Source organism: Spirosoma liriopis, assembly GCF_023196085.1.
Classification (GTDB): domain Bacteria; phylum Bacteroidota; class Bacteroidia; order Cytophagales; family Spirosomataceae; genus Spirosoma; species Spirosoma oryzicola.
The window spans coordinates 80,410-101,064 of the sequence record NZ_JALPRF010000005.1; the positions used below are offsets into that span (position 1 = coordinate 80,410).

Below are 20,655 nucleotides of genomic sequence, written 5' to 3' on the forward strand. Positions count from 1 at the left end.
TGAAAACGGCTTCAATCCAGCCCATTCGTACAATCGTACTAGGTGCTGGATTGAAGCCGTTTTCGTTGGTTAACAGCTAAGCAGGACAACCGATAATACAGTTAATCAGAGAAGTAAAGTATCGTGTAGCCAACAAACCGGGGTTTAATCCCAGGTTAATTTCAACAGCGAAACGCCTTGTCGAGGTAGAGCAAAGTTGAGAGTAGCCTCCTGATTCGTTACTTGTAAGCGTTGTGGTGCCGCAAATTGTTGCAGTTGTCCCGCCTTTTCAAGCTCAGCGATCTGCTCTTTCGTAGGTGTTTTGGGTGACCCCATTTTTTTCCAGGCCTCGTATGAGTTGCTGAATTTTTGATCAATCCGGTAATGATGCACGGTAACGCCTTTGTTGGGCAATCCGCTTAAACGAAGTGAAACGGATGCATCCGGGCCAGCTACGTTATCATCGTGGTAGTTCCATACCATCACCGCTGCCGATTCATTATTTTTAGAGGCCAATGCGTTGATATCCGCTTCTTTTCGGACGCTTTCGTCCCGCACCCGGACGTAGTCATAAGCAAGGTCATTCTTTACTTCGACGCGGGTGGTTGGCATCATGCCAAACATGCGAAAGACATTCAGTACAGGCTTATCAACGCCATTGGTCGCCAGATCGCGGAAGCCCCGAAACCAGGGTTGATTTTCAAACTCGAACGCCCACGTAACAGCCCCCGCCAGATTCACACTCCGTGCCTGCGCTAAGTCATACTTGCGCGCGAATGAAGCCGCCGTATAACTGGAATACATCGTGCCATTGCGGTAGGCGTTTTCTGGATTAACATCTTCGGAACAGGCCGCACAGCCCTCCGGGTCGGACTCGCCGATAATGATTGGCAAGTTTTTTAGTTTTGGGTAAGAAGCAACGATCTCGAAGCCTTTATCAATGTCGCGCAGTTGCGTGCCCATGTTCATCTGCACATGCCCATCCACCACTTTAGGAGCACCTTTGGCGTGAAACGTTATAAAATCGATTGGGCTACCCGTTTCACCTGTTACGTAGTTTTTCCCGTTGACTACGTGTTCCATAAACGGAATGAAAAACTTTCTTGAACCCTCCCAACCAGGTCCGGTTACCTCAGGACCACCTATTCGGGCAGTGGGTAGCGCCCGCTTAACCGCATCGGCTGTATAATCGTAGAGTTTAATGTACTCATCCACAGTTCCTTTCCAATAGCTAATATTAGGCTCATTCCACAATTCCCAGTACCAGCTCTCCACTTCTTTCTGGCCGTACCGCTTGACCGAGTGCTTTACCCACTGATAAACCAGTTCGGCCCACTTGTTGTAATCTTTAGGCGGATAAGCCCAACCCAGGTAAATATCATTGTAGTTATCCCCCGGCTTCCAGTGATGGCGATACGGTTCAGGCTTCACCGAAAGCGCTTGCGGCATGAAGCCAATCTGAGCAATAGGCTTCATGCCCCGCTGAATAAACGTATCGAAAATTTTGTCTACGATAGTCCAGTTGTAAACGGGTTTCCCATTGGCGTCTTCCGTATACGCATTGGTAGAGCCCCATTTCAACGCGGCCTCCCCATCGCCAGTCACCAGTAGGCTATGCACTCGAACATATACAGGGGCTTTGCCTATAGTGGATAATTCAGTGAGTAATTTTTTGCCGTCCTTCATGTAGGTGTAGTTCGGTTCGTCGTAACCGAACCAAGCCCATATAGGCTTCAGAGGTCCCATGCTTTTTGCTAAGTCTACCTGAATGGTGACGGGCTTTTCCCCATTAGCCTGCGCTAAGCAGTTGGTAAGAGTTGTCAGGTAAAGTGTTGACAGCAGTAAGGCGGACGAAACTCGCCGAAATTTTATCTTAAGTTGATTCATAAATAGGTAGAGATGAAACAGTGGGTCAATTGATAAATGATACTTAAGTGCCACATACATTTGTATACATTCTGGATAGACCTGTGTCAGGCACTATTTACATCAAAGTAAGTAGGCTTTCTTTAAGAATACGAGACATTGATTCCTGCTGTTAGTAAAACAGCCTGTTGATTTAATTTACTGCTATGATAGGAGGATAATTTTGTAATTCCTTATAGATAGAGCTACACAAGTCTGATTTACAAGTCTTTATTTATGACTGATAGTCTGGACAAAGCCAATCTTTCTGAGGTTATGCGTCTGACGATACAACTAGGACTTTATTTGATCATTTGTCTACAATATAGATCAGTAAAACGCTATAGATGAGCTTATAAAGCAGGCGGGTAAAAGATAGATTGAATTGGAGCAGATCGTTTATTGATTGAATTAGTGCCAATGAATAGTCTGGTAATAATTCGAGCAGAATTGAAACCAAAAATTGTGCAGAAGCCACCTATTCAGTTTTCTTTCTAAAAGCTTTTATGACAATTGCACAATTACTATTGATCTATTTATTCCGATAAAGTTGAATTATTGGACATAATGTTTGCACTTTGTGCGTGTTGTTGTAAGAATTCATATGAAGAGTCTGATTAATCTCCATTCGATCTCTTGAAACAAGTAAGGAGGAAAAAGCTTTCGCCTTATGATACCACTAGTTCGATGAATAGGCAGGGTTTAGCACTGCTCCTGCGAAACAGATAGAACACGAGTTGCTATGCGGTTTATGAGCGATCACTAACCTACCAATCCTCATCTCCTGGTAACGAAGCCAATAAGGTGGTATAAGGCTTTGGGGTTAACGAAATATAGTGCCCCTGCTCGTTACTCGTGACAATCCCGATTTGACTTTTCTTGTAAATCAAGCTAAACGTATCTTCACCTAAGTAGTTGCGTTCGTCATTAACGACATCAACATTGTGGTAAGAATAGTCAATTTTAGACTTTCCCGAAGAACCCTTAACTATGAGGTCAATGTGCTGCTCATCAACCACTGTCAAAGTGACCAAGCCTACAGGAGCCAGATCGTCTTTGCTAGCTGTTGAGTACTGAGTGAATTTGTAAGAACCGGCAATGCGAGATGAAGGAGCAATATTGGGGGGCGAACTGCAAGCATTGACCCAGAGCCAGACTACGAATAGTGAAAATCGTTTAATCATTGATGTAGAACAAATATCGTTTTTAATATAGATTTTTACGCATTAAGTTTATAAATGAATTAACTATTGAACACTTTTGTAAATTATTTATGCCATAAATCGGACAAATATATACATATATACTGTGATCGCACATAGCAAATGTAAAAAGTTAATCTATACCGTTGTCAAATCCTTTCGCATTGCTTAGGTGTATTCCATAGATAGGCTGAAATTAGCGAATAAAGTCGTAGGGCCACATATTCTTAACCCTGTCCTCTGTCGGTTTTCTGAATCGTGCATGCGATTCTAGTAACTGAACAGCACTTCTTAATTCTCTCCAAAAAGTGGAGAGAATTAAGAAGTGCTACGCAACTCATAAGTGCGTTGTAGCTACACTCATATAACCGATCAAGTAGGAATCGACCGCTTGAACGTAAATGATCTATGCGCGAAAATTTAACTTGTATATATAATTTTCCTTTATATATTTGTCTCATAATAGAGCTATGTAATCATCTGGACTTATGAACTCCGCGAACCAAGAATTTATCCGAGGGACGATCAAAACAATTGTACTTCAGTTACTGGCGCAAAAAGGAAGGATGTATGGTTACGAAATCACCCAATCAGTTGACGAGCGAACGGGTGGCGAGTTAATTCTTACTTTTGGTGCCTTGTATCCTGTACTTCACAAACTTGAAGACGAGGGTTTATCAATCACCCAGAGTCAAGAGGTAGACGGTCGGTTACGCAAGTATTATCAGCTTACTTCGATGGGTAGTGCAACAGCCGTTCGCAAAGCGGGTGAGTTTGAACGATTCATCCAGCTGATGAAGCTACTTATTCATCCTTCTCCAAACATGGCCTTTGGCAAATAACCCACTATAACCTTTCCTTAACTCAAGCAGCATCACTTTAACGTATGAACAAACTAACTCGCGCTCAACTCGACCTAGTTGTCCAACACATCCAGCAAGCCAAACCGCATCATGCGCTACAGGCCGAACTAATAGATCACATGGCCTCATTGATTGAACAGCGAATGGACCAGGGGGAAGACTTCTCAGCAGCTTATAATCAATTAACGCAACAGGCTACTGTACAGGCTATAAATCAGTTACGACAGCTTTATAGCCGGGAGTTTAGAGGTAGTACTGCGCGCACAACAAGGCTTAAAATAAGACAAAAACGGCGTCCGGCGACCAAACCGTTTCAATACATGCTACTATCCAGCGTACTCACGTTCCTGGTCCTGATGGGTTTTCTCATCGTAGTTAGTCGTCCTCTTTCAATACCAATTGGCGTCTTTCAAACAGCCTGGGGAATAGGTCTGACTAGTCTAACGGGTGTACTGATAATCCGCTGGTGGCTAACGCGTCGCTCTAGTAAATCAAAGCTGTTTACTATGGCTTAACGCTGCCTTGCTCCTACCACTCCGCTATTCATCATAACCCCCTTTTCTGATGATCATTCACTACCTCAGGGTGGCCAGGCGCCACTTATGGCAGCATTGGCATGTCAATTTAATCAGCCTATTAGGCTTAGCAATTGGCTTAGCTAGTGGACTAGTCATATTTCTGCTAGTCAATTACATGTTTAGCTTCGACCGCTACCATCCGCACCTTGATCGTTCCTACTGGATTGTTACGGACATAAAGCATGAAACAACACAGCCTACTGATGCAGCTCCCAGGCCATTAGCCGACGTATTGCGACGTGATTATGCCTTTGTAGAAAGCGCTGTCCGGCTGGAAACATTTTTCGGGAGAACCCTTAGCATCCCAAACGGAAAGCGGGGTTGGTTGAAAAAGTTTGGGGAGGCCCGTGTCGTTTGTTTTACAGAGCCCCAATATTTTGAAATGTTTGGTGTCGAGTGGGTAAGTGGCAATCCCAAAACAGCGCTGGCAGCCCCGAATACCATTGTGCTCAGCGAACGCTACGCCCGCAAATATTTTGACAACGCCCCAGCCATGGGACGGATTTTGCGGTTAGACAATCGAACGAACTTAACGGTAACAGGCATTGTAAAAAACCCTCCGGCTAATACCCAGCTTCGGTACGATGCTTTCGTTTCCTACGCTACCATTCCGGTTCTTGAGGGACCATCCGCTTTGGCCGACTGGCAGGGCTTACAGGCCATGTGTTTTGTCCGATTGCGAGAAGGTACCGATCCAAACCTGCTCCGCCAGCGCCTACCCGCTATCAGACGAAAGTATCTGTCTCCGAAAGAAGCGAGTATGTTTGACTACCACGTGCTGCCCCTGGCCGAACTCAATCACCAACGTAGCGGTATGGCTCCGAGACCGATCCTTTACGCCCTAATTGCAGTGGGAATACTCATGGTGATGGCAGGTTGTATCAACTTCATCAACCTGGCAACTGCCCGAGCGCTCAAACGGGCGCGTGAGGTGGGGGTGCGCAAAGTGATGGGTAGTACGCGCTGGCAGTTGATCGGCCAGTTCATGCTCGAAACCAGTTTGTTAGTTCTCTTGGCTATGGTTGTCGCGCTGCTGCTGACCCAACTAACCTTACCTCTTGTTAATCACACATTGGCGAATGCGGCTGACATGCTTCGGCCAGATCTTTCCATTGCCAATGTGATTCAGCCCCGGGCGATTGGCTGGTTTCTGGGATTACTTGTCGGCGTTATTCTTCTTTCGGGTCTATATCCTGCGCTTGTGCTGGCCCGTTTCAATCCCGCAAAAGCTCTCACCAACCAATTGACTACTCGATTTGTCGGTCGAATAACCGTCCGGCAGGGACTTATTTGGGGGCAGTTTGTTCTTATGCAGTTCTTTATCCTTAGCGTTCTGGTCATATCGACCCAGCTCCAGTTTATGCAGCGAGTCACCTGGGGTTTCAATCGCGAATCGATACAGGTAGTTTTCTTACCCCAACGAGGCATTGTACCAAGGGAACCCTTGCGCGAACAGTGGTTACGTGTACCGGGCGTCGAGGTCGTAACATTCGGGAGTGATCCCCCCGCGTCGCCCTATAACCGCCCTTCGGCATTCAGCTACCACACAGCCACTGAACCAGAATCGTTTGAAACACGGGTGCGGGCCATTGATGATCATTATCTGTCCCTCTTCGGCTTATCGCTGGTAGCTGGCCGAAACGTCCGGCCAACTGATACGACAGGGCATGATGTGCTGGTCAATGAAACATTGGTAAAGCAGTTGGGCATTTCCTCACCGAATGCGGTGGTGGGTAAATCCATCCGGGTGAAAGATACCGATCGGGTTATTGTGGGTGTCGTACGAGATTTTCGTAGCGGAGATTTACACCAGCCTGTTTTGCCCATCACACTTATCAACGATTTTCCGCATAGCCGGGTAGCAATGCTTCGCCTAAACCCGGCAAAGGCATCCAGCGCTCAGCGGGGTATCCAGCAGGCGTGGGATAAAGTGCTACCAGATGAGGTTTATCACGGTGAAGACCTGCTGACGATCATGAATCATTTTACGGAAATCGAGTATCTACTGGCAGGTCTGGTTCAGGCCCTTGCCTTGGTAGCGATTGGCCTGAGTTGCCTGGGTCTCTATGGGCTGGTTACGTTTTTAAGCGAAGCTAAAGCAAAGGAGATTGGTGTCCGGCGGGTGCTGGGAGCACGCACCGAGCAGTTGCTATGGTTGTTGGGACGGGAGTTCGGTAAACTTCTCGGGCTAGGTTTTCTGGTGGCCGCGCCCATCGGGGCGTGGGTGTTGTCGGGTTGGCTACAGCAGTATGCACACCGCATTTCGGTCAACGGCTGGTTATTAGCCGGAACACTTATCCTAACCGGGCTCATCACAGCCCTGACCGTATCCCGTCAGGCCTTAAAAGCGGCCCGTATGAATCCCGTTCATTACCTAAAAAGTGAATAGTCCTAGTTGATGTTTCTGAGTAAGTGCCTGTTAACCCTTTAGCCTTAATTTCTTATACCAGTTTATGAGATTGCTTACGATTTGCTTAGTACTGCTCAACTTAGTAGCCTATGCCCAATCCGGTGTTCACAAGTCATAAAAACGAGAGGCCCTACCCCATCCAACGTTGATGTTTTATGAGATACTGCTGGCGTACCTCACACTTACGGCTAGAGTCTTGACGCCATGTATTATGCTTTGGTTACGGCCAACGTGTTGTCTGCAATTTATCGGCGGAAGAGAAGCCGTAGCGGCTCAGGTAATGCTACTAAGATCAAACGCATACGCGATTGTACCCGCTAAATCAGTCTTCAAAAAAGCGACGCTCGTGGGTAATCCGCACCTCCCATGGGAGGGTTTTTTCCTGTTTTTGAAGCCCACCTGATCGGGTCCGATTTTGTGGCTTACGGCGCTTCGCTGATGGGTCAGCCAGTACTCAACATTGCCTTTAAAAGACAGCTCTGCTAAACGCACACGGTGAACCCACTGGACGCGGCCGACCGGTACACCTTGACATTATTCGTCAGAAAAAAGAGAGTCGTTACAATTCACTCCGTTTACCGATCATCATTAAATTAAAAAAGTTGTGTCGGACCGCTACCGCCGATCCGACACAAAAGGAAATTCCTAACAGTACAGACGGCTCGAACCTAATTTATGTCTATGATTCGACTCAGTAGTCATAAAACGGACGTTTCTTCACATCAAGTGGTAATATTGCTAGTGACGATCACCATGAACACCACCACTTGTCGTCTCAAACTCAATTTTCTTGATCTGCTACTCTAAAGCGTTAAAGCCAATTTGTTTAATTGTTGACACAAACCCAGTCACCGTTTAATTAAGATCATAAAACCGCCACTTAGTCCTGAAATCCTTTGGTAAAGACTGATTCGTCAGGATGGCACGGATCATTTCGACGGGCATGGAATTAATTTGCAGAACGGCATCATGAAACTGTTTGTAGGTCATTTTTCCTGTATCAACCAGTTCTTTTTTGAGTGCCAGAAACTGAAAACCGCCCGTCATGTAAGCCAGTTGATATAAAGGCGGATCAACACCGAGAAACGACCGTCGGACTTCACCGATAGCATTGGCCCGCTCATGACCTACACGGTTTACCAAAAAGTCAACGCATTGCTGCGGTCTCCATTTGCCAAGGTGGAAATTTAGCGAGAAAATAATTCGGGCACAGCGATGCATCCGCCAGAACAACATACCAATCCGATCTTCGGGCGACTTGGCAAAGCCCTGATCCCATAGCAGCATTTCCCAATACAAGGCCCAGCCTTCAATCCAGAAAGGTGTGTCGAAATTGCGGTAAACTTTGTACCGGTTATTCATGAATCCCTGCAAATGATGACCAGCGATAAGCTCGTGATGAACCGTAGCCCGCGAAAAATGAGGATTATTACCCCGCATGCTCATCACTTTATCGGCGTAATTCATGTCGTCAGTTGGGTAAGAGATCGACAGTTCTTCACCCCCGGTAAAAAACGGATTGACAAGCTGACGGCTCGGCGACATCATGCCCATACGCCACGTTTCTTCGGCAATTGGCGGAATCGTAATCAGGTTTTTTGCTTTCAGAAACGCAACGGACTCATTGAACAAGCCCAAAACCATTTCGGGTTGTCTGCCAATGGGAACGTAACTGTTTTTGACCTTTTCTTGGGCCGCTTTCCAGTCATCGCCAAACCCCATCTCGCGGGAGGCTTTCAGCAGTTCGCGGTCACACCAGGCAAACTCTTTATTGGCAATCTGGATTAATTCTTCCGGGCTGTACGGAATCATTTCAATCTGTAACTGCCGTACTAACTCGTCACGTCCAACCGGAACGCCCACGATACCGCTCTCATCGTTGAGGGGAGACGACTCCCGGCTTTTACGCCGAAAAACTGACTCGTAAGCCCCAAGCAGACTGTCTGCCTGCTGATAGGGTTTAGGTATCCACCAGCTAAAGCTGGGGTCGTAATGGTTGTAGAACGAGTAAACGCTACGTAACGCGATCTGCAATCCATTTGCTGTTGAGGCCGCTCGACGCATCAACGACGGATCGGGTTTGTCTTCTTTATCCAGTTTGATCTGAAGCTCGCTGATTTGTTTGGCAAGATCGGTCAGGTTGCGGGCAAACTGCTGGGCGTTGGGTAGATGACCCCGACGACGCCGTTTCTCGACGGCATACAGAGAATCCGCGAAGGGAAACCAGGCGTTGATACGGTCTCGTTCAACGGCTTCAATGTTTAGCTTGTGCAATTGCTCGGCCAAGTCGCGTTTGAAAAGCAGGTAGTCAACCCGACTGTCGGTGTTCATCCGGTCAAAATTCAGCGCTTCCAGCCGGTTCAGGTAATCGGTATAGAACGTCTGGAAGCGCACCCGACGCTCCGGCGACCCCGTGACAATGTAGAAGCGGTTCAGGCTTCCCCGATCGGCGTGGAATTGTATGAGCAGATGGTGTACGGCGCTGGTTTGTGGATCAACACCGGCTATCGAATTGGGTTGAGCCGTGATACTGGTACGGACAACTAGCAGTAAACCAATGGCTAACGCGCCAGTGTATAAGCGAAAGGTAGATAGAGTCATAAGAATAAAACGCTATTGTATGTTAGGTATCACAACTCGTTACCGTCGCACGATCACGTAATACACGGGTATACCCGCCAGAATGACACCCAGCCCCGGCAGGGTGTAGCGCGTCTCGAAAATGAGCAGCAGAACCGCCAGCGCGAGGGCCGTCACGACATAAATAGCGGGCAGAAAAGGATAACCGGGCGTTTTGTACGGTCGGGGTAAGTCGGGTCGACGCTGGCGTAGGCGATAAATTCCTAAAATAGTCAGGACGTAAAAAATCAGGACACCGAAAATTACCAGCGCCAGCAGGTTATTGTATTCGCCCGTCAAGCAAAGTATACTCGCCCAAATACACTGGGTCCACAGACTGTAGCCTGGTACCTCATTTTTATTGAGCGTACCAGCCTGCCGGAAAAATAGCCCGTCTTTAGCCATGATGTAGTAGACCCGTGCCCCCGACAGAATCAGCCCGTTGTTACAACCAAACGTCGAAATCATGACCATTACGGCAATAATCACGGTACCGCTGTTGCCAAAAATGTAATCGGCCGCCACTACGCCTACCCGGTCACTGGGCGCAAAGGCAATGTCTTTCAGCGGCACGACGGCCAGAAACATGATGTTGGTCAGGACGTAGATTACTGTAACAATTAGCGTGCCCAGCACCAAGCTCAGGCCGATGTTGCGCTGAGGCTGTTTGACTTCACCCGCAATCGATGTAATACTGTGCCAGGAATCACTCGAAAATAAGGTTCCTTTCATGGCAATGGCGATGGCGCCAAAAGCCGCCAGACCAGAAAGCGAAGAGGACGAAAGTGCCCCGCCCGACAAGGTCAGACTTGATAAATTCCAGGCGTTCTGCCAGTTGGCGTTCCAGATATCAGCACGGGCTCCCCAGATAAATCCACAGCTAATCAGCCCAAACAAGGAAACTAGTTTAATAATCGTCAGGAAGGTTTGCAGGGCCGCGCCGTGTTTCACCCCCCTACTATTGATGTAAGTCAGCAGGGTAATGACGCCAATCGAAACGAGCTGCGCAGCCGACACATTGACAAAACCGAGACGAAACAGAACATTGGTATCACTAAAGGCGGGGACCAGGTAAGCCGTGAACTTGGCGAACGCTACACCCACGGCGGCAATGGTACCAGTCTGAATAACAGCGAAAAAAGACCAGCCGTATAGGAACCCAACCAATGGATTATAGGCTTCACGCAGGTAAACATACTGACCACCCGCTCGGGGAAACATGGCCGCCAACTCGCCATAGCTCACCGCAGCAATAACCGTGATCAGACCGGCCAGCAGCCACATACCCAGCATCCAGCCTGCTCCGCCAACACTACGGGTAATTTCGGCTGGTACAATAAAAATACCCGATCCGATCATAGAGCCAGCTACGATCATGGTAGCATCTAGTAAGCCCAAACGGGGTATAAATTCGTGAAAAGGTTTATTCATGGCGGGGGTTCTCGTAGTGGGTAGTAACAACCAGTTAGGCCGAATAAATTTTGGGTCAGCTGGCGTTAGCCAGTCAATTATATGGTAAGTAAATGGTTTAGCCGCATAGTCAAATAGCCTGATAGCTGCATTTGTTAATAAACTATTACTACCGGCGAATCTTTGCAAAACCCGCACCTAAGTAGCCTAGTATCTTCGTTGTGCTGTTTAATTCCCCTAGCTTGTTGTTACCTTTTTTCTCATGCATCTACTTCATCGACCTCTGCTGAGCCTGCTTATTACCGGGCTAACCGTTGTAAGTCTGGTCCGTCCGGGTACGGCTCAACCAAAATTGGGGGGCGATTATCCGATTCAGCCCGTTCCGTTTACGGCGGTGAAGGTGACGGATCAATTCTGGGCACCCCGCATTCGGCTCAACCACGATGTAACAATTCCGATTGCTCTCAAGCACTGCTACAGTACGGGGCGGGTCGATAATTTTCTGGTAGCGGGTCACCTGAAACCGGGCACGAAGTTTTGCACCGAGTATCCGTTCGATGATACCGACATCTACAAGATCATCGAAGGGGCCAGCTATTCGTTGCAAACGTTTCCCGACAAAAAACTGGATAAGCAGGTCGATTCGCTGATTAGCTACGTAGCCAGCGCGCAGGAGCCTGACGGTTATCTGTACACGGCCCGCACCATTGACCCGGCCCATCCGCACCCCTGGTCGGGCCTGAAACGTTGGGAAAAAGAATCCGATCTGAGCCACGAACTCTACAACAGCGGTCACCTGTTTGAAGCGGCTGTCGCCCATTATCAGGCTACGGGCAAGAAAACGCTGCTCGACGTAGCCCTCAAAAACGCCGATTTGCTGGTGAAGGATTTTGGGCCCGGCAAGCTCAGCTACGCGCCCGGCCACCAGATTGTGGAAATGGGTCTGGTGAAGCTCTACCGCACAACGGGGAATAAACAATACCTCGATCTGGCTAAATTTCTGCTCGACGTACGCGGTAAGGGCCAGGAGTATAGCCAGGATCACAAACCCGTAACCGAACAAACGGAAGCCGTGGGTCACTCTGTACGAGCTACGTACATGTACTCAGGCATGGCCGACGTGGCCGCTATTACGGGCGACAAAGCGTATCTGAAAGCCATCGACCAAATCTGGCACGACGTCGTGTACGACAAATATTACATTACGGGCGGCATCGGCGCGCAGGGGGGACACGAAGGGTTTGGCCCCGCCTACGATTTACCGAATATGTCGGCTTATAACGAAACCTGCGCGGCCATCGGCAACATCTACTGGAACCAGCGCCTGTTTCTGCTGCACGGCGACGCGAAGTTTTACGACGTACTGGAACGTACGCTTTTCAACGGCATGTTGTCGGGCGTATCGCTTAGTGGCGACCGCTTCTTTTACCCCAACCCTCTCGAATCAAAAGGCCAGCACGCTCGTAGCGCGTGGTTTGGCTGTGCCTGCTGCCCCAGCAATGTCTGTCGGTTTATTCCATCGATGCCGGGTTACATCTATGCCCAGCGGGGGAATCGGCTCTATGCCAACCTGTTTGTCAATAGTACCGCTAACGTGACCCTCGATGGTATGCCCCTTAGCGTAGCCCAGGAAACCCGCTACCCGTGGGAGGGTGCTATTGCGTTTACGGTTAATCCGGCAACGGCGAAAGCCTTCGAACTGGCCATTCGGATTCCGGGCTGGGCGCGTAATCAACCCGTGCCGGGCAATCTGTATGCCTTTGCTAATCAGTCGTCAGCGCCTGTTGAACTGACTATCAATGGCAAAAAAGTGGATTACAAGCTGGAAGATGGGTACGCAATTCTAAGCCAGACCTGGCAACCGGGCGACGTGATTCGGTTGTCGCTACCGATGGAAATCCGGCGCGTAATGGCCAGCGAAAACGTGAAGGCCGACGAGGGTAAGGTAGCCCTGGAGCGGGGACCGATTGTGTACTGCGCCGAATGGCCCGACTCGCCGAACGGACACGTACTGGATCTTGTACTGCCCGCGCAGGCTTCGCTTCAAGCCGAGTTCAAACCCGATTTACTGGGCGGAGTAGAGGTGATTACCGGTCAGGTTGAAAAAGTAAAGCGGACAGCGACCAATCAGTTGGAGACCAGTCCCGCTACGCTTACGGCCATTCCGTACTACACCTGGGCAAACCGGGGTGCGGGCGAGATGGCAGTCTGGATGGGGACCCGCCCTGCCGCAGCCAAACCGACAGCCGCGCCCACCATTGCCTCGACCAGCAAACTCACGGCTTCTTACCCGACTAAAACCCTGATGGCCCTTAACGATCAGGATACGCCCAAAAACTCCAACGATCACGACAATATTTATTACCACTGGTGGCCTAAGAAAGATACGCTGCAATGGGTGCAGTATACATTTGCCAAACCCGCAACGGTATCCTCATCGAAGGTGTACTGGTTCGACGATAGCCCGTGGGGCGGTTGCCACATTCCGGCCTCGTGGCAATTGCTTTACCAGACCGCAACCGGCGAATGGAAGCCCGTCAAAAACAAAAGCTTGTACGTAGTCAGCAAGGATGCGTTCGACACGGTGACGTTCGAGCCAGTGCAGACCCAGGCCCTGCGGATGGTCATCCAACTGCCCAAAGAAGCCTCCAGCGGTATTCTGGAATGGAGCGTCGAGGAGCCAAAACGTAAAAAATAAGGGGTTTACTGGCTTTGTCGGTGTGGTATCGGCGAGACCGTGGTGTCGGTTTCGAGAAACCGACACCTGCCATTGCCCAGATGTGTCGGTTTTGAGAACCGCGCGGGCGGCCCCGCCGACACCACAGTATGCGGTGCGGGCGGCCCCATTGACACTACAAAAAGAGACCCATTCATTGACGAAAAATATAACCTGTGCTATGTCCTTATCGCGTAAATACCTTAATAGAAAGCACGCTCTACTTTTTTCCGTTACAATATTCTTTCACTCGTCCGCACTAGCCCAGACGTATCTGCCTGAAAAAAACGATGCTCGAATCAAGGTAAAAACGGCGGTTCCGATCAAGGCCTATACATTCCCGCTCAACGAGGTCAAGGTGCTCGACGGCCCTTTTAAAACCGCGCAGGAAGCTGACGTTCGCTTTCTGCTTGACCTCAAACCTGACCGGCTGCTGTCGGATTTCCGGGTCCATTCGGGACTAGCTCCGAAAGACAAGAAATACGGTGGATGGGAATCGTCGGGACTGGCCGGCCATTCGCTGGGGCACTACCTGTCGGCGCTAGCTCTGCACTACGCGGCCACAAACGATCCCGAATGTCTGAAACGGGTCAATTACATGGTCGATGAACTAGCCGAATGCCAGAAAGCGCGGAAGACGGGGTACATCGGAGCCATTCCGAAAGAAGATTCCGTATTTGCCGAAGTAGCACAGGGGAATATCCGGTCACGGGGGTTCGATCTCAACGGAGCCTGGTCGCCCTGGTATACTGTACATAAGGTGATGGCGGGCCTGCTCGATGCTTATCTGTATTGCCACAACGACAAAGCCTTAGCCGTCAACGTAGGCATGGCTGACTGGACAGGTGAAACACTTAAAAACCTCAATGACAGCCAAATTCAGAAAATGCTGCTCTGCGAATACGGGGGTATGAATGACGCGCTGGTCAATACCTATGCGTTGACGGGTACTAAAAAATACCTCGATCTGTCATACAAGTTTCACGACCGGAAGATCCTGGATTCGTTGGCGATTCAGAAAGACATTCTACCGGGTAAGCACTCGAATACTCAGATCCCGAAGTTGATCGGTACGCTCCGGCGCTACGAATTAACGGGTGATTCAAAGGATTTTGCCATGTCGGATTTTTTCTGGAAAACCATTGTCAACCATCATACCTATGCGCCCGGTGGCAACAGCAATTACGAGTACCTGAGCACGCCCGATCAGTTGTCCGATAAGCTGACCGACAACACGATGGAGACTTGTAACACGCACAACATGCTTAAACTAACCCGGCATCTGTTCGCGCTGCACCCCAACGCATCGTACATGGATTTTTACGAGCGGGGTTTGTACAACCACATATTGGCATCGCAGCATCACAAGACCGGTATGGTTTGCTACTTCGTACCGCTCAGGATGGGTACGCGGAAGCATTTCAGCGATGAGGAAGAATCGTTTACCTGCTGCGTAGGTACGAGCATGGAAAACCACGTCAAATACGGGGAAAGCATCTATTTCAAAGGAGCCGATGGTAGTCTGTACGTCAACCTGTTTATTCCGTCCGAACTAAACTGGGAAGAGAAAGGGCTACGGGTAGCGCTAACCGCTAACCTGCCTACCGACCCGAACGTAGCATTGACTGTCCAGACAAAAAAAGCCCAATCGTTTCCTATTCGGATTCGCAAACCGTACTGGCTTTCGGGCGATATGGTCGTGACCGTTAATGGCAAACCGGTGTCGGGCAAACTGGGAGAAGGGTATGTCGTACTGTCGCAAACCTGGAAAACCGGCGATAAAATCGAGCTGACTTTACCGGCCAAACTACGCTCCGTACCAATGCCTGATAACTCGGCTCGCCAGGCTTTTTTCGTTGGCCCCGTACTTTTGGCGGGCGACCTGGGAGCCAGCGAGCCTGATCCAATGCAGGGCGTACCCGTATTCGTGACGAGCAAGGCTGACCCGAACGGCTGGATTAAACCCACGAACGAACCGCTTTCCTTTGAAACAAGCCAGACCGGCGATGGGCGTACCGTTGGCCTAAAGCCATTTTACGACCTTCAATCCAATTATTACACCGTGTACTGGGATGTGTTCACGCCCGAAAGCTGGAAAGACCAACAGGCAGTGTACGAGCAGAAGCGCCGGGAAGCCGCCGATCTGGAACGCCGAACCATCGATCTGCTTCGTCTGGGAGAAATGCAGCCCGAACGCGACCACACACTCACCGGCGACAAGCTGGAAACGGGCGAAGACCATACCCGTAAGTTTCGGGTGGCCAACAACGGAGGCTTTATGACCTTTACGATGAAAACCGATCCCAACGCCAAAAATACCCTGATTGCTACGTATTGGGGCATGGACAACCGGGGTCGTCAGTTTAGCGTGCTGGTCGATGATAAGGAGATTGCCAGCGAAGACCTGAACAAGTACAAGGCGAGCCGTTTCTACGATATTTCGTACCCGATTCCGCCTGCGCTGACGGCCGGTAAAACGTCGGTTACCATCAAACTTTAGGCTAAACCCGCTAACTCCGCCGGACCTGTTTACGGAATTCGCCTGGTAAAAGAATAAGGCATCGGTTAGATGCCTTACTTACAAAACGAAATAGTATGAGCAGTATATCACTAAAACCGATTGGGATCGAAGGCGGAAATATCCATGCTTGATACGTGATTGCCGACCACTTCGCTAACCAACTTACCCGTTGCGGGTCCCAGGCTAAGCCCCATCATGCCGTGGCCCGTTGCCAGTACGACGTTATCGAAGCGGTCGGCCTTGCCGATATAAGGCAGCCCGTCGGGTGAACAGGGCCGTAAGCCCCGCCAGACGGCTTCAACTGCTGGCATATCGACCTTGACATCCGGGTAATAGTTGTTAATGGATTGCACAATACCCCGAACCCGGTTCATGTTGACGGTCATGTCCGTACCCGCCACTTCCAGCGTACCCGCAAACCGCAGATCGGTTCCCATCGGGGTTGCTGTAGCGCGGGCTTCGAGCATGATGGCCGGAACATGCACGTTGTTGGTCATGTTTTTGAGCATAAAACTATACCCTTTTCCGCCCTGCATCGACAAGTTCATCCCTAGCTGCCGCGCCATATCGGCCGACCAGGCACCACCCGCTACCACCACCGCATCGACGTTGACAGGTCCCTGCGCTGTTTTTACTTCCGTAATCTGGGTACCCCTCTTTGTAAAACCCGTAACCGGGCAGCTTTCCCGGATTTCTACCTTATTTTTCCGCAGATAAGCCACCAGCGACCGAACCAGCTCGCCCGGATTGACGTGGGCGTCGCCGGGGTACCATATTCCACCGCGCACGTCAACGCGAACATTAGGCTCCATGTCCTGTACCTGCTGTCCGTTCAGGATTTGCGCGTCGATACCGGCACGGTTGGCAATTTCAGCCTCTTCGGCCATTTCGTGTTCGGATAGGGCTGTTTTGTACAGCATCAACAGGCCACGCTCCTTCCACTCAAATGACAGATCATCGGCGGTTGCTAAATTCTGAAAAAGCGTTTTGCTCAACAGACTCAGATCGCGCAATACCGGAATCGACCGTTCGACGTGTTCAGGCGTAGCGTGCCGGTAAAAAAGCCAGCCCCAGCGCATCAAGTCTTTGTTGAGCCGAGGTTTGACGTAAAACGGACTGGTCGATTTAAGCATCCAGCGCATACCTTTAGCCATCATCCCCGGCTGTGCCAGCGGTATAATGTGGCTAGGCACAATCATACCGGCGTTTCCGAACGAACAGCCGTCTGCAATCGGATTCTGGTCGAACAGGGTTACCTGATGACCCGCTTTCTGTAAATAATAGGCTGAGCAAAGTCCAACGATGCCTCCGCCCACAATACCAACGTGCATTGTAGAAAGATCGATAAAGTGAATAACACGGTGAACGAGTGAGGGGTCTTTGACAGACCCCTCACTCGTTCGATACTCGTTTAAATTACCTGAAATCCATGAACGTAGGGGTCGTCTTCGTCGAGCAGAATGTGGTTATACCCGTGAATACGCGCCCACCCTTCGATGCTCGGAATGATGGCTGACTTGCCCGCCAGTTCGGTTTCGGCTTCGATTCGCCCGTTGAAAATAGAGCCGATGATGCTCTCGTGCACAAAAACGTCACCCGGTCTAAGCAATCCTTTTCCGTAACGCTGTGCCATCCGCGCGGAGGTTCCCGTGCCGCAGGGGGACCGGTCGATGGCTTTATCGCCATAGAACACGGCATTGCGAGCCGTTGAGGTTTCGGCCAGCGGTTTACCCGTCCAGAGAATGTGACTCAATCCGTTGATGGTCGAGTTCTCTGGATGGACGAACGTGTACTGTTCGTTTAGCCGCTGCCGCATTACCCGCGCCCAGGCAACAAGTTGTTCCGCTTTGTAATGTTGCAGCCCCGGAAAGTTCGGCTGCGGATCGACGATGGCGTAGAAGTTTCCTCCATAAGCCACATCGACAGTCAGCGTACCCAGATCAGGACATTCGACGGTTAAGGCTTCGGCCGCCAGATACGATTTGATGTTCGTGATCTTTACCGACGTTACTTTCTTACCTTCCTGCACGTACTCAGCCCGTACCAGACCAGCGGGTACTTCCAGATTCAGAACGCCCGGCGTTTTGGGCCGAATCAGATTTTGCTCGATGGCTACCGTTACGGTTCCGATGGTGCCGTGACCGCACATGGGTAAACAACCCGATGTTTCGATGAACAGCACCCCGGCGTCGTTGGCCGGATCAGTGGGTGGGTACAGAATACTGCCCGACATCATATCGTGCCCGCGCGGTTCGAACATGAGCCCGGTACGAATCCAGTCGTACTCGCGCAGAAAATGCTGCCGCTTCTCGCTCATGCTTTCGCCTTGCAAAAACGGAATACTCCCACCCGTTACGACCCGAACGGGATTACCACAGGTGTGGGCGTCGATACAGAAGAAATGATACTCAGCCACGTTTTTTTGTACTAATGAATGATGAGCTGGACAGCCAACTCAATTATTTATAACTCATCAATTTTTCCGTCGTTGGGCGCTTAGCCAGGGCGGTGTTAATTACGTTCAGAACCTGCTCGCGTTCGGTGCCGATGAGGGGCAGACGAGGGGCGCGTACGTATTCTGAACCGATACCGGTAGCCTGAGCCGCCAGCTTGATGTATTGTACCAACTTAGGGTGAATGTCTAATTCCAGCAGGGGCATAAACCAGCGGTAAATCTCCAGCGCGTCGGCAACCTGACCTGCTTTGGCCAATTCATAAATCGCCATCGTTTCCTGCGGGAACGCATCGACCAGGCCACCTACCCAGCCATCACAACCCAGCAACAACGCTTCCAGAGCCAGCGTATCGACACCACCCATTAGTTTGAACCGATCACCAAACGCGTTCCGCATCCGGGTGATGTTGGTCAGGTCACGGGTCGATTCTTTCACGGCCTGGATATTCGGCAACTTAGCCAGTTCGTCGAACATGGCAACGGTGGTCATGATTTTGTAATCGTAAGGATTATTGTAAATCATGATTGGCAAAGCGGTTTCCTGCGCCACTGTCTTAAAAAACGTAACGGTTTCGCGGGCATCGGCGGGGTAACGCATGGGAGGCAGCAGCATCAGACCATCGGCACCAGCCGCTTCGGCTTCCTGCGCGCAGGCAACCGCCTGTTTGGTAGCCTGCTCGGCGATGTTTACCAATACGGGAACGTTGCTTTCGCAAACCGCCAGTGCAGATTGAAGCAGGTCAATTTTTTCGTGATTCAGCAGCGTGCTGGCTTCTCCCAGCGATCCACCAATGATAAAACCGTGCACACCGGCATCGAGCTGGGCATGTAAGTTTTTCTCGAATAAGGGTAAATCAAGCTGATCGTCAGCAGTAAACGGGGTAAGAAGAGCAGGATAAACACCCTCCCAGGCGACAGAAACGTTCATACGATTGATCGATATAAGTGCGATTACGATTTCTTTACAAAGTTACGTGCAGACGGTATGAATGTATTATTCACAATTAGTCAATAATAATATTATTTTCACTACATTGGCGCAAAACACATGGTCTGGATGCGAAAAAACTACTAATGAAGCCACTATTATTCAAAGTTCCGGCAATCGATGATCGCACCTTTCGGGTTGAACAGCATAACTCCGCCCATTTTTACAGATTGCTGCATTTCCACCCCGAAATTCAGCTAACGCTCATTCAGGAAGGCGAAGGCACCTTGATTGTCGGCGATAAAATTGACCGATTTAGCCGCAACGATGTGCTGATGCTTGGCTCTAATCTCCCCCACGTACTCCGCAGTGACCCGGGCTATTTCGCCCCTGAATCGACCCGGCGGTCAACCTCGACTACGGTGTTCTTCCGGGCCGAGCACATGGAATCGACCGTATTCAGTTTGCCCGAGACCCGGCATTTACTACAGCTCCTGCACGAGTCGCAGCATGGCGTTCGGTTCCGGTGCGGAGAAGGGCATCCGTTGACAGCTCAGTTCGAATCCTTACCCACGCAACGCCCCCTTGAGCAGTTTTTGACCCTGTTGAGTATTCTGGATTATTTAGTCACCCACTCCAACCGCGAGGTTCTGTCGGTAACGGCCTTTACGCATCCGCAGCGGCCCGAAGATCACCAGCGGCTCGAACGGGTTTTTTCGTTTATTCTGGACAACTACCATTCTCCTATCACGCTGGAAGACGTTGCCAACACGGCTAATCTGACGCCGGGCGCTTTCTGCCGTTTCTTTCGCCAACACACCCGCAAAACCTTTTCGACGCTGCTTAACGAAGTCCGGGTCGAACACGCCTGTCGATACCTGCGTGAATCCAAGCAGACCATCAGTCAGATTGCCTTTTCGTGCGGCTATACCAACCTGTCTAATTTCAATCGCCAGTTTAAGGAAATCACCGGTATGCCCCCCGGAGAGTACATCCGCAGTTACAACCGGTCACCCGACTAAGGTTTGTTCTTAATCCGGCTTTACTTGACAAGAATTATCGCGCCATA

13 protein-coding genes are annotated in these 20,655 nt (G+C 50.1%); 6 read left to right on the top strand and 7 right to left on the bottom strand.

Features of this window, described 5'->3' with window-relative positions:
- Positions 1-144: 144 nt before the first annotated feature.
- Both M0L20_RS23800 and M0L20_RS23805 read right to left on the bottom strand, forming a co-directional pair.
- Complete coding sequence (locus tag M0L20_RS23800; RefSeq protein WP_248479531.1) at positions 145-1,866, bottom strand: GH39 family glycosyl hydrolase; 1,722 nt, start codon at positions 1,864-1,866, stop codon at positions 145-147.
- Between the two features lie 785 nt (positions 1,867-2,651).
- Positions 2,652-3,068 carry a hypothetical protein gene (locus tag M0L20_RS23805; protein WP_232563185.1) on the bottom strand — a complete coding sequence of 139 codons (417 nt, stop codon included), beginning with the start codon at positions 3,066-3,068 and terminating at the stop codon, positions 2,652-2,654.
- A 506-nt stretch (positions 3,069-3,574) separates the two neighbouring features.
- On the opposite strand from M0L20_RS23805, the gene M0L20_RS23810 reads away from it, so the two are divergent.
- The 3 genes from M0L20_RS23810 to M0L20_RS23820 are packed head-to-tail and all read left to right on the top strand — an operon-like array spanning position 3,575 to position 6,916.
- Complete coding sequence (locus M0L20_RS23810; protein WP_248479533.1) at positions 3,575-3,928, top strand: PadR family transcriptional regulator; 354 nt, start codon at positions 3,575-3,577, stop codon at positions 3,926-3,928.
- Positions 3,929-3,972: 44 nt separating this feature from the next.
- Complete coding sequence (locus tag M0L20_RS23815) at positions 3,973-4,464, top strand: hypothetical protein (RefSeq protein WP_248479534.1); 492 nt, start codon at positions 3,973-3,975, stop codon at positions 4,462-4,464.
- Between the two features lie 49 nt (positions 4,465-4,513).
- Positions 4,514-6,916, top strand: coding sequence for an ABC transporter permease (locus tag M0L20_RS23820; RefSeq protein WP_248479535.1), 2,403 nt, complete (start codon positions 4,514-4,516; stop codon positions 6,914-6,916).
- Positions 6,917-7,792: 876 nt separating this feature from the next.
- Here M0L20_RS23820 and M0L20_RS23825 read toward each other — a convergent pair.
- Complete coding sequence (locus tag M0L20_RS23825) at positions 7,793-9,538, bottom strand: DUF885 family protein (protein ID WP_248479536.1); 1,746 nt, start codon at positions 9,536-9,538, stop codon at positions 7,793-7,795.
- A 39-nt stretch (positions 9,539-9,577) separates the two neighbouring features.
- A complete protein-coding gene (locus M0L20_RS23830) occupies positions 9,578-10,987 on the bottom strand; it encodes an APC family permease (protein WP_248479537.1) in 1,410 nt (469 codons plus the stop codon).
- 241 nt (positions 10,988-11,228) lie between these two features.
- Here M0L20_RS23830 and M0L20_RS23835 point away from each other — a divergent pair, with 241 nt between their 5' ends.
- Together M0L20_RS23835 and M0L20_RS23840 are read left to right on the top strand one after the other, a co-directional pair.
- Positions 11,229-13,664: a glycoside hydrolase family 127 protein gene (locus M0L20_RS23835; protein WP_248479538.1), complete on the top strand. Its 2,436-nt coding sequence runs from the start codon at positions 11,229-11,231 to the stop codon at positions 13,662-13,664.
- Between the two features lie 199 nt (positions 13,665-13,863).
- Positions 13,864-16,182: a glycoside hydrolase family 127 protein gene (locus M0L20_RS23840; RefSeq protein WP_248479540.1), complete on the top strand. Its 2,319-nt coding sequence runs from the start codon at positions 13,864-13,866 to the stop codon at positions 16,180-16,182.
- A gap of 110 nt (positions 16,183-16,292) precedes the next feature.
- Here the strand turns inward: M0L20_RS23840 and M0L20_RS23845 are convergent, their stop codons facing one another.
- The 3 genes from M0L20_RS23845 to M0L20_RS23855 form a co-directional block, all read right to left on the bottom strand.
- Complete coding sequence (locus M0L20_RS23845; RefSeq protein ID WP_248479542.1) at positions 16,293-17,534, bottom strand: NAD(P)/FAD-dependent oxidoreductase; 1,242 nt, start codon at positions 17,532-17,534, stop codon at positions 16,293-16,295.
- An 80-nt stretch (positions 17,535-17,614) separates the two neighbouring features.
- The gene (locus tag M0L20_RS23850) at positions 17,615-18,619 is read right to left on the bottom strand and encodes a 4-hydroxyproline epimerase (RefSeq protein WP_248479544.1); all 1,005 of its coding nucleotides are present in this window, start codon (positions 18,617-18,619) and stop codon (positions 17,615-17,617) included.
- A gap of 43 nt (positions 18,620-18,662) precedes the next feature.
- Positions 18,663-19,586, bottom strand: a complete 924-nt coding sequence (locus tag M0L20_RS23855; protein ID WP_248479546.1) for a dihydrodipicolinate synthase family protein — start codon at positions 19,584-19,586, stop codon at positions 18,663-18,665.
- 146 nt (positions 19,587-19,732) lie between these two features.
- On the opposite strand from M0L20_RS23855, the gene M0L20_RS23860 reads away from it, so the two are divergent.
- Positions 19,733-20,608 (top strand): helix-turn-helix transcriptional regulator, encoded by an 876-nt coding sequence (locus M0L20_RS23860; protein ID WP_248479547.1) that lies wholly within the window; start codon positions 19,733-19,735, stop codon positions 20,606-20,608.
- The last annotated feature ends 47 nt before the right edge of the window (positions 20,609-20,655 follow it).

What these genes read in the sequence shown, in the direction of transcription:
- M0L20_RS23800 (WP_248479531.1), bottom strand. Translation starts at nt 1,866, where the DNA reads ATGAATCAACTTAAGATAAAATTTCGGCGAGTTTCGTCCGCCTTACTG.
- M0L20_RS23805 (WP_232563185.1), bottom strand. Translation starts at nt 3,068, where the DNA reads ATGATTAAACGATTTTCACTATTCGTAGTCTGGCTCTGGGTCAATGCT.
- M0L20_RS23810 (WP_248479533.1), top strand. Translation starts at nt 3,575, where the DNA reads ATGAACTCCGCGAACCAAGAATTTATCCGAGGGACGATCAAAACAATT.
- M0L20_RS23815 (WP_248479534.1), top strand. Translation starts at nt 3,973, where the DNA reads ATGAACAAACTAACTCGCGCTCAACTCGACCTAGTTGTCCAACACATC.
- M0L20_RS23820 (WP_248479535.1), top strand. Translation starts at nt 4,514, where the DNA reads ATGATCATTCACTACCTCAGGGTGGCCAGGCGCCACTTATGGCAGCAT.
- M0L20_RS23825 (WP_248479536.1), bottom strand. Translation starts at nt 9,538, where the DNA reads ATGACTCTATCTACCTTTCGCTTATACACTGGCGCGTTAGCCATTGGT.
- M0L20_RS23830 (WP_248479537.1), bottom strand. Translation starts at nt 10,987, where the DNA reads ATGAATAAACCTTTTCACGAATTTATACCCCGTTTGGGCTTACTAGAT.
- M0L20_RS23835 (WP_248479538.1), top strand. Translation starts at nt 11,229, where the DNA reads ATGCATCTACTTCATCGACCTCTGCTGAGCCTGCTTATTACCGGGCTA.
- M0L20_RS23840 (WP_248479540.1), top strand. Translation starts at nt 13,864, where the DNA reads ATGTCCTTATCGCGTAAATACCTTAATAGAAAGCACGCTCTACTTTTT.
- M0L20_RS23845 (WP_248479542.1), bottom strand. Translation starts at nt 17,534, where the DNA reads ATGCACGTTGGTATTGTGGGCGGAGGCATCGTTGGACTTTGCTCAGCC.
- M0L20_RS23855 (WP_248479546.1), bottom strand. Translation starts at nt 19,586, where the DNA reads ATGAACGTTTCTGTCGCCTGGGAGGGTGTTTATCCTGCTCTTCTTACC.
- M0L20_RS23860 (WP_248479547.1), top strand. Translation starts at nt 19,733, where the DNA reads ATGAAGCCACTATTATTCAAAGTTCCGGCAATCGATGATCGCACCTTT.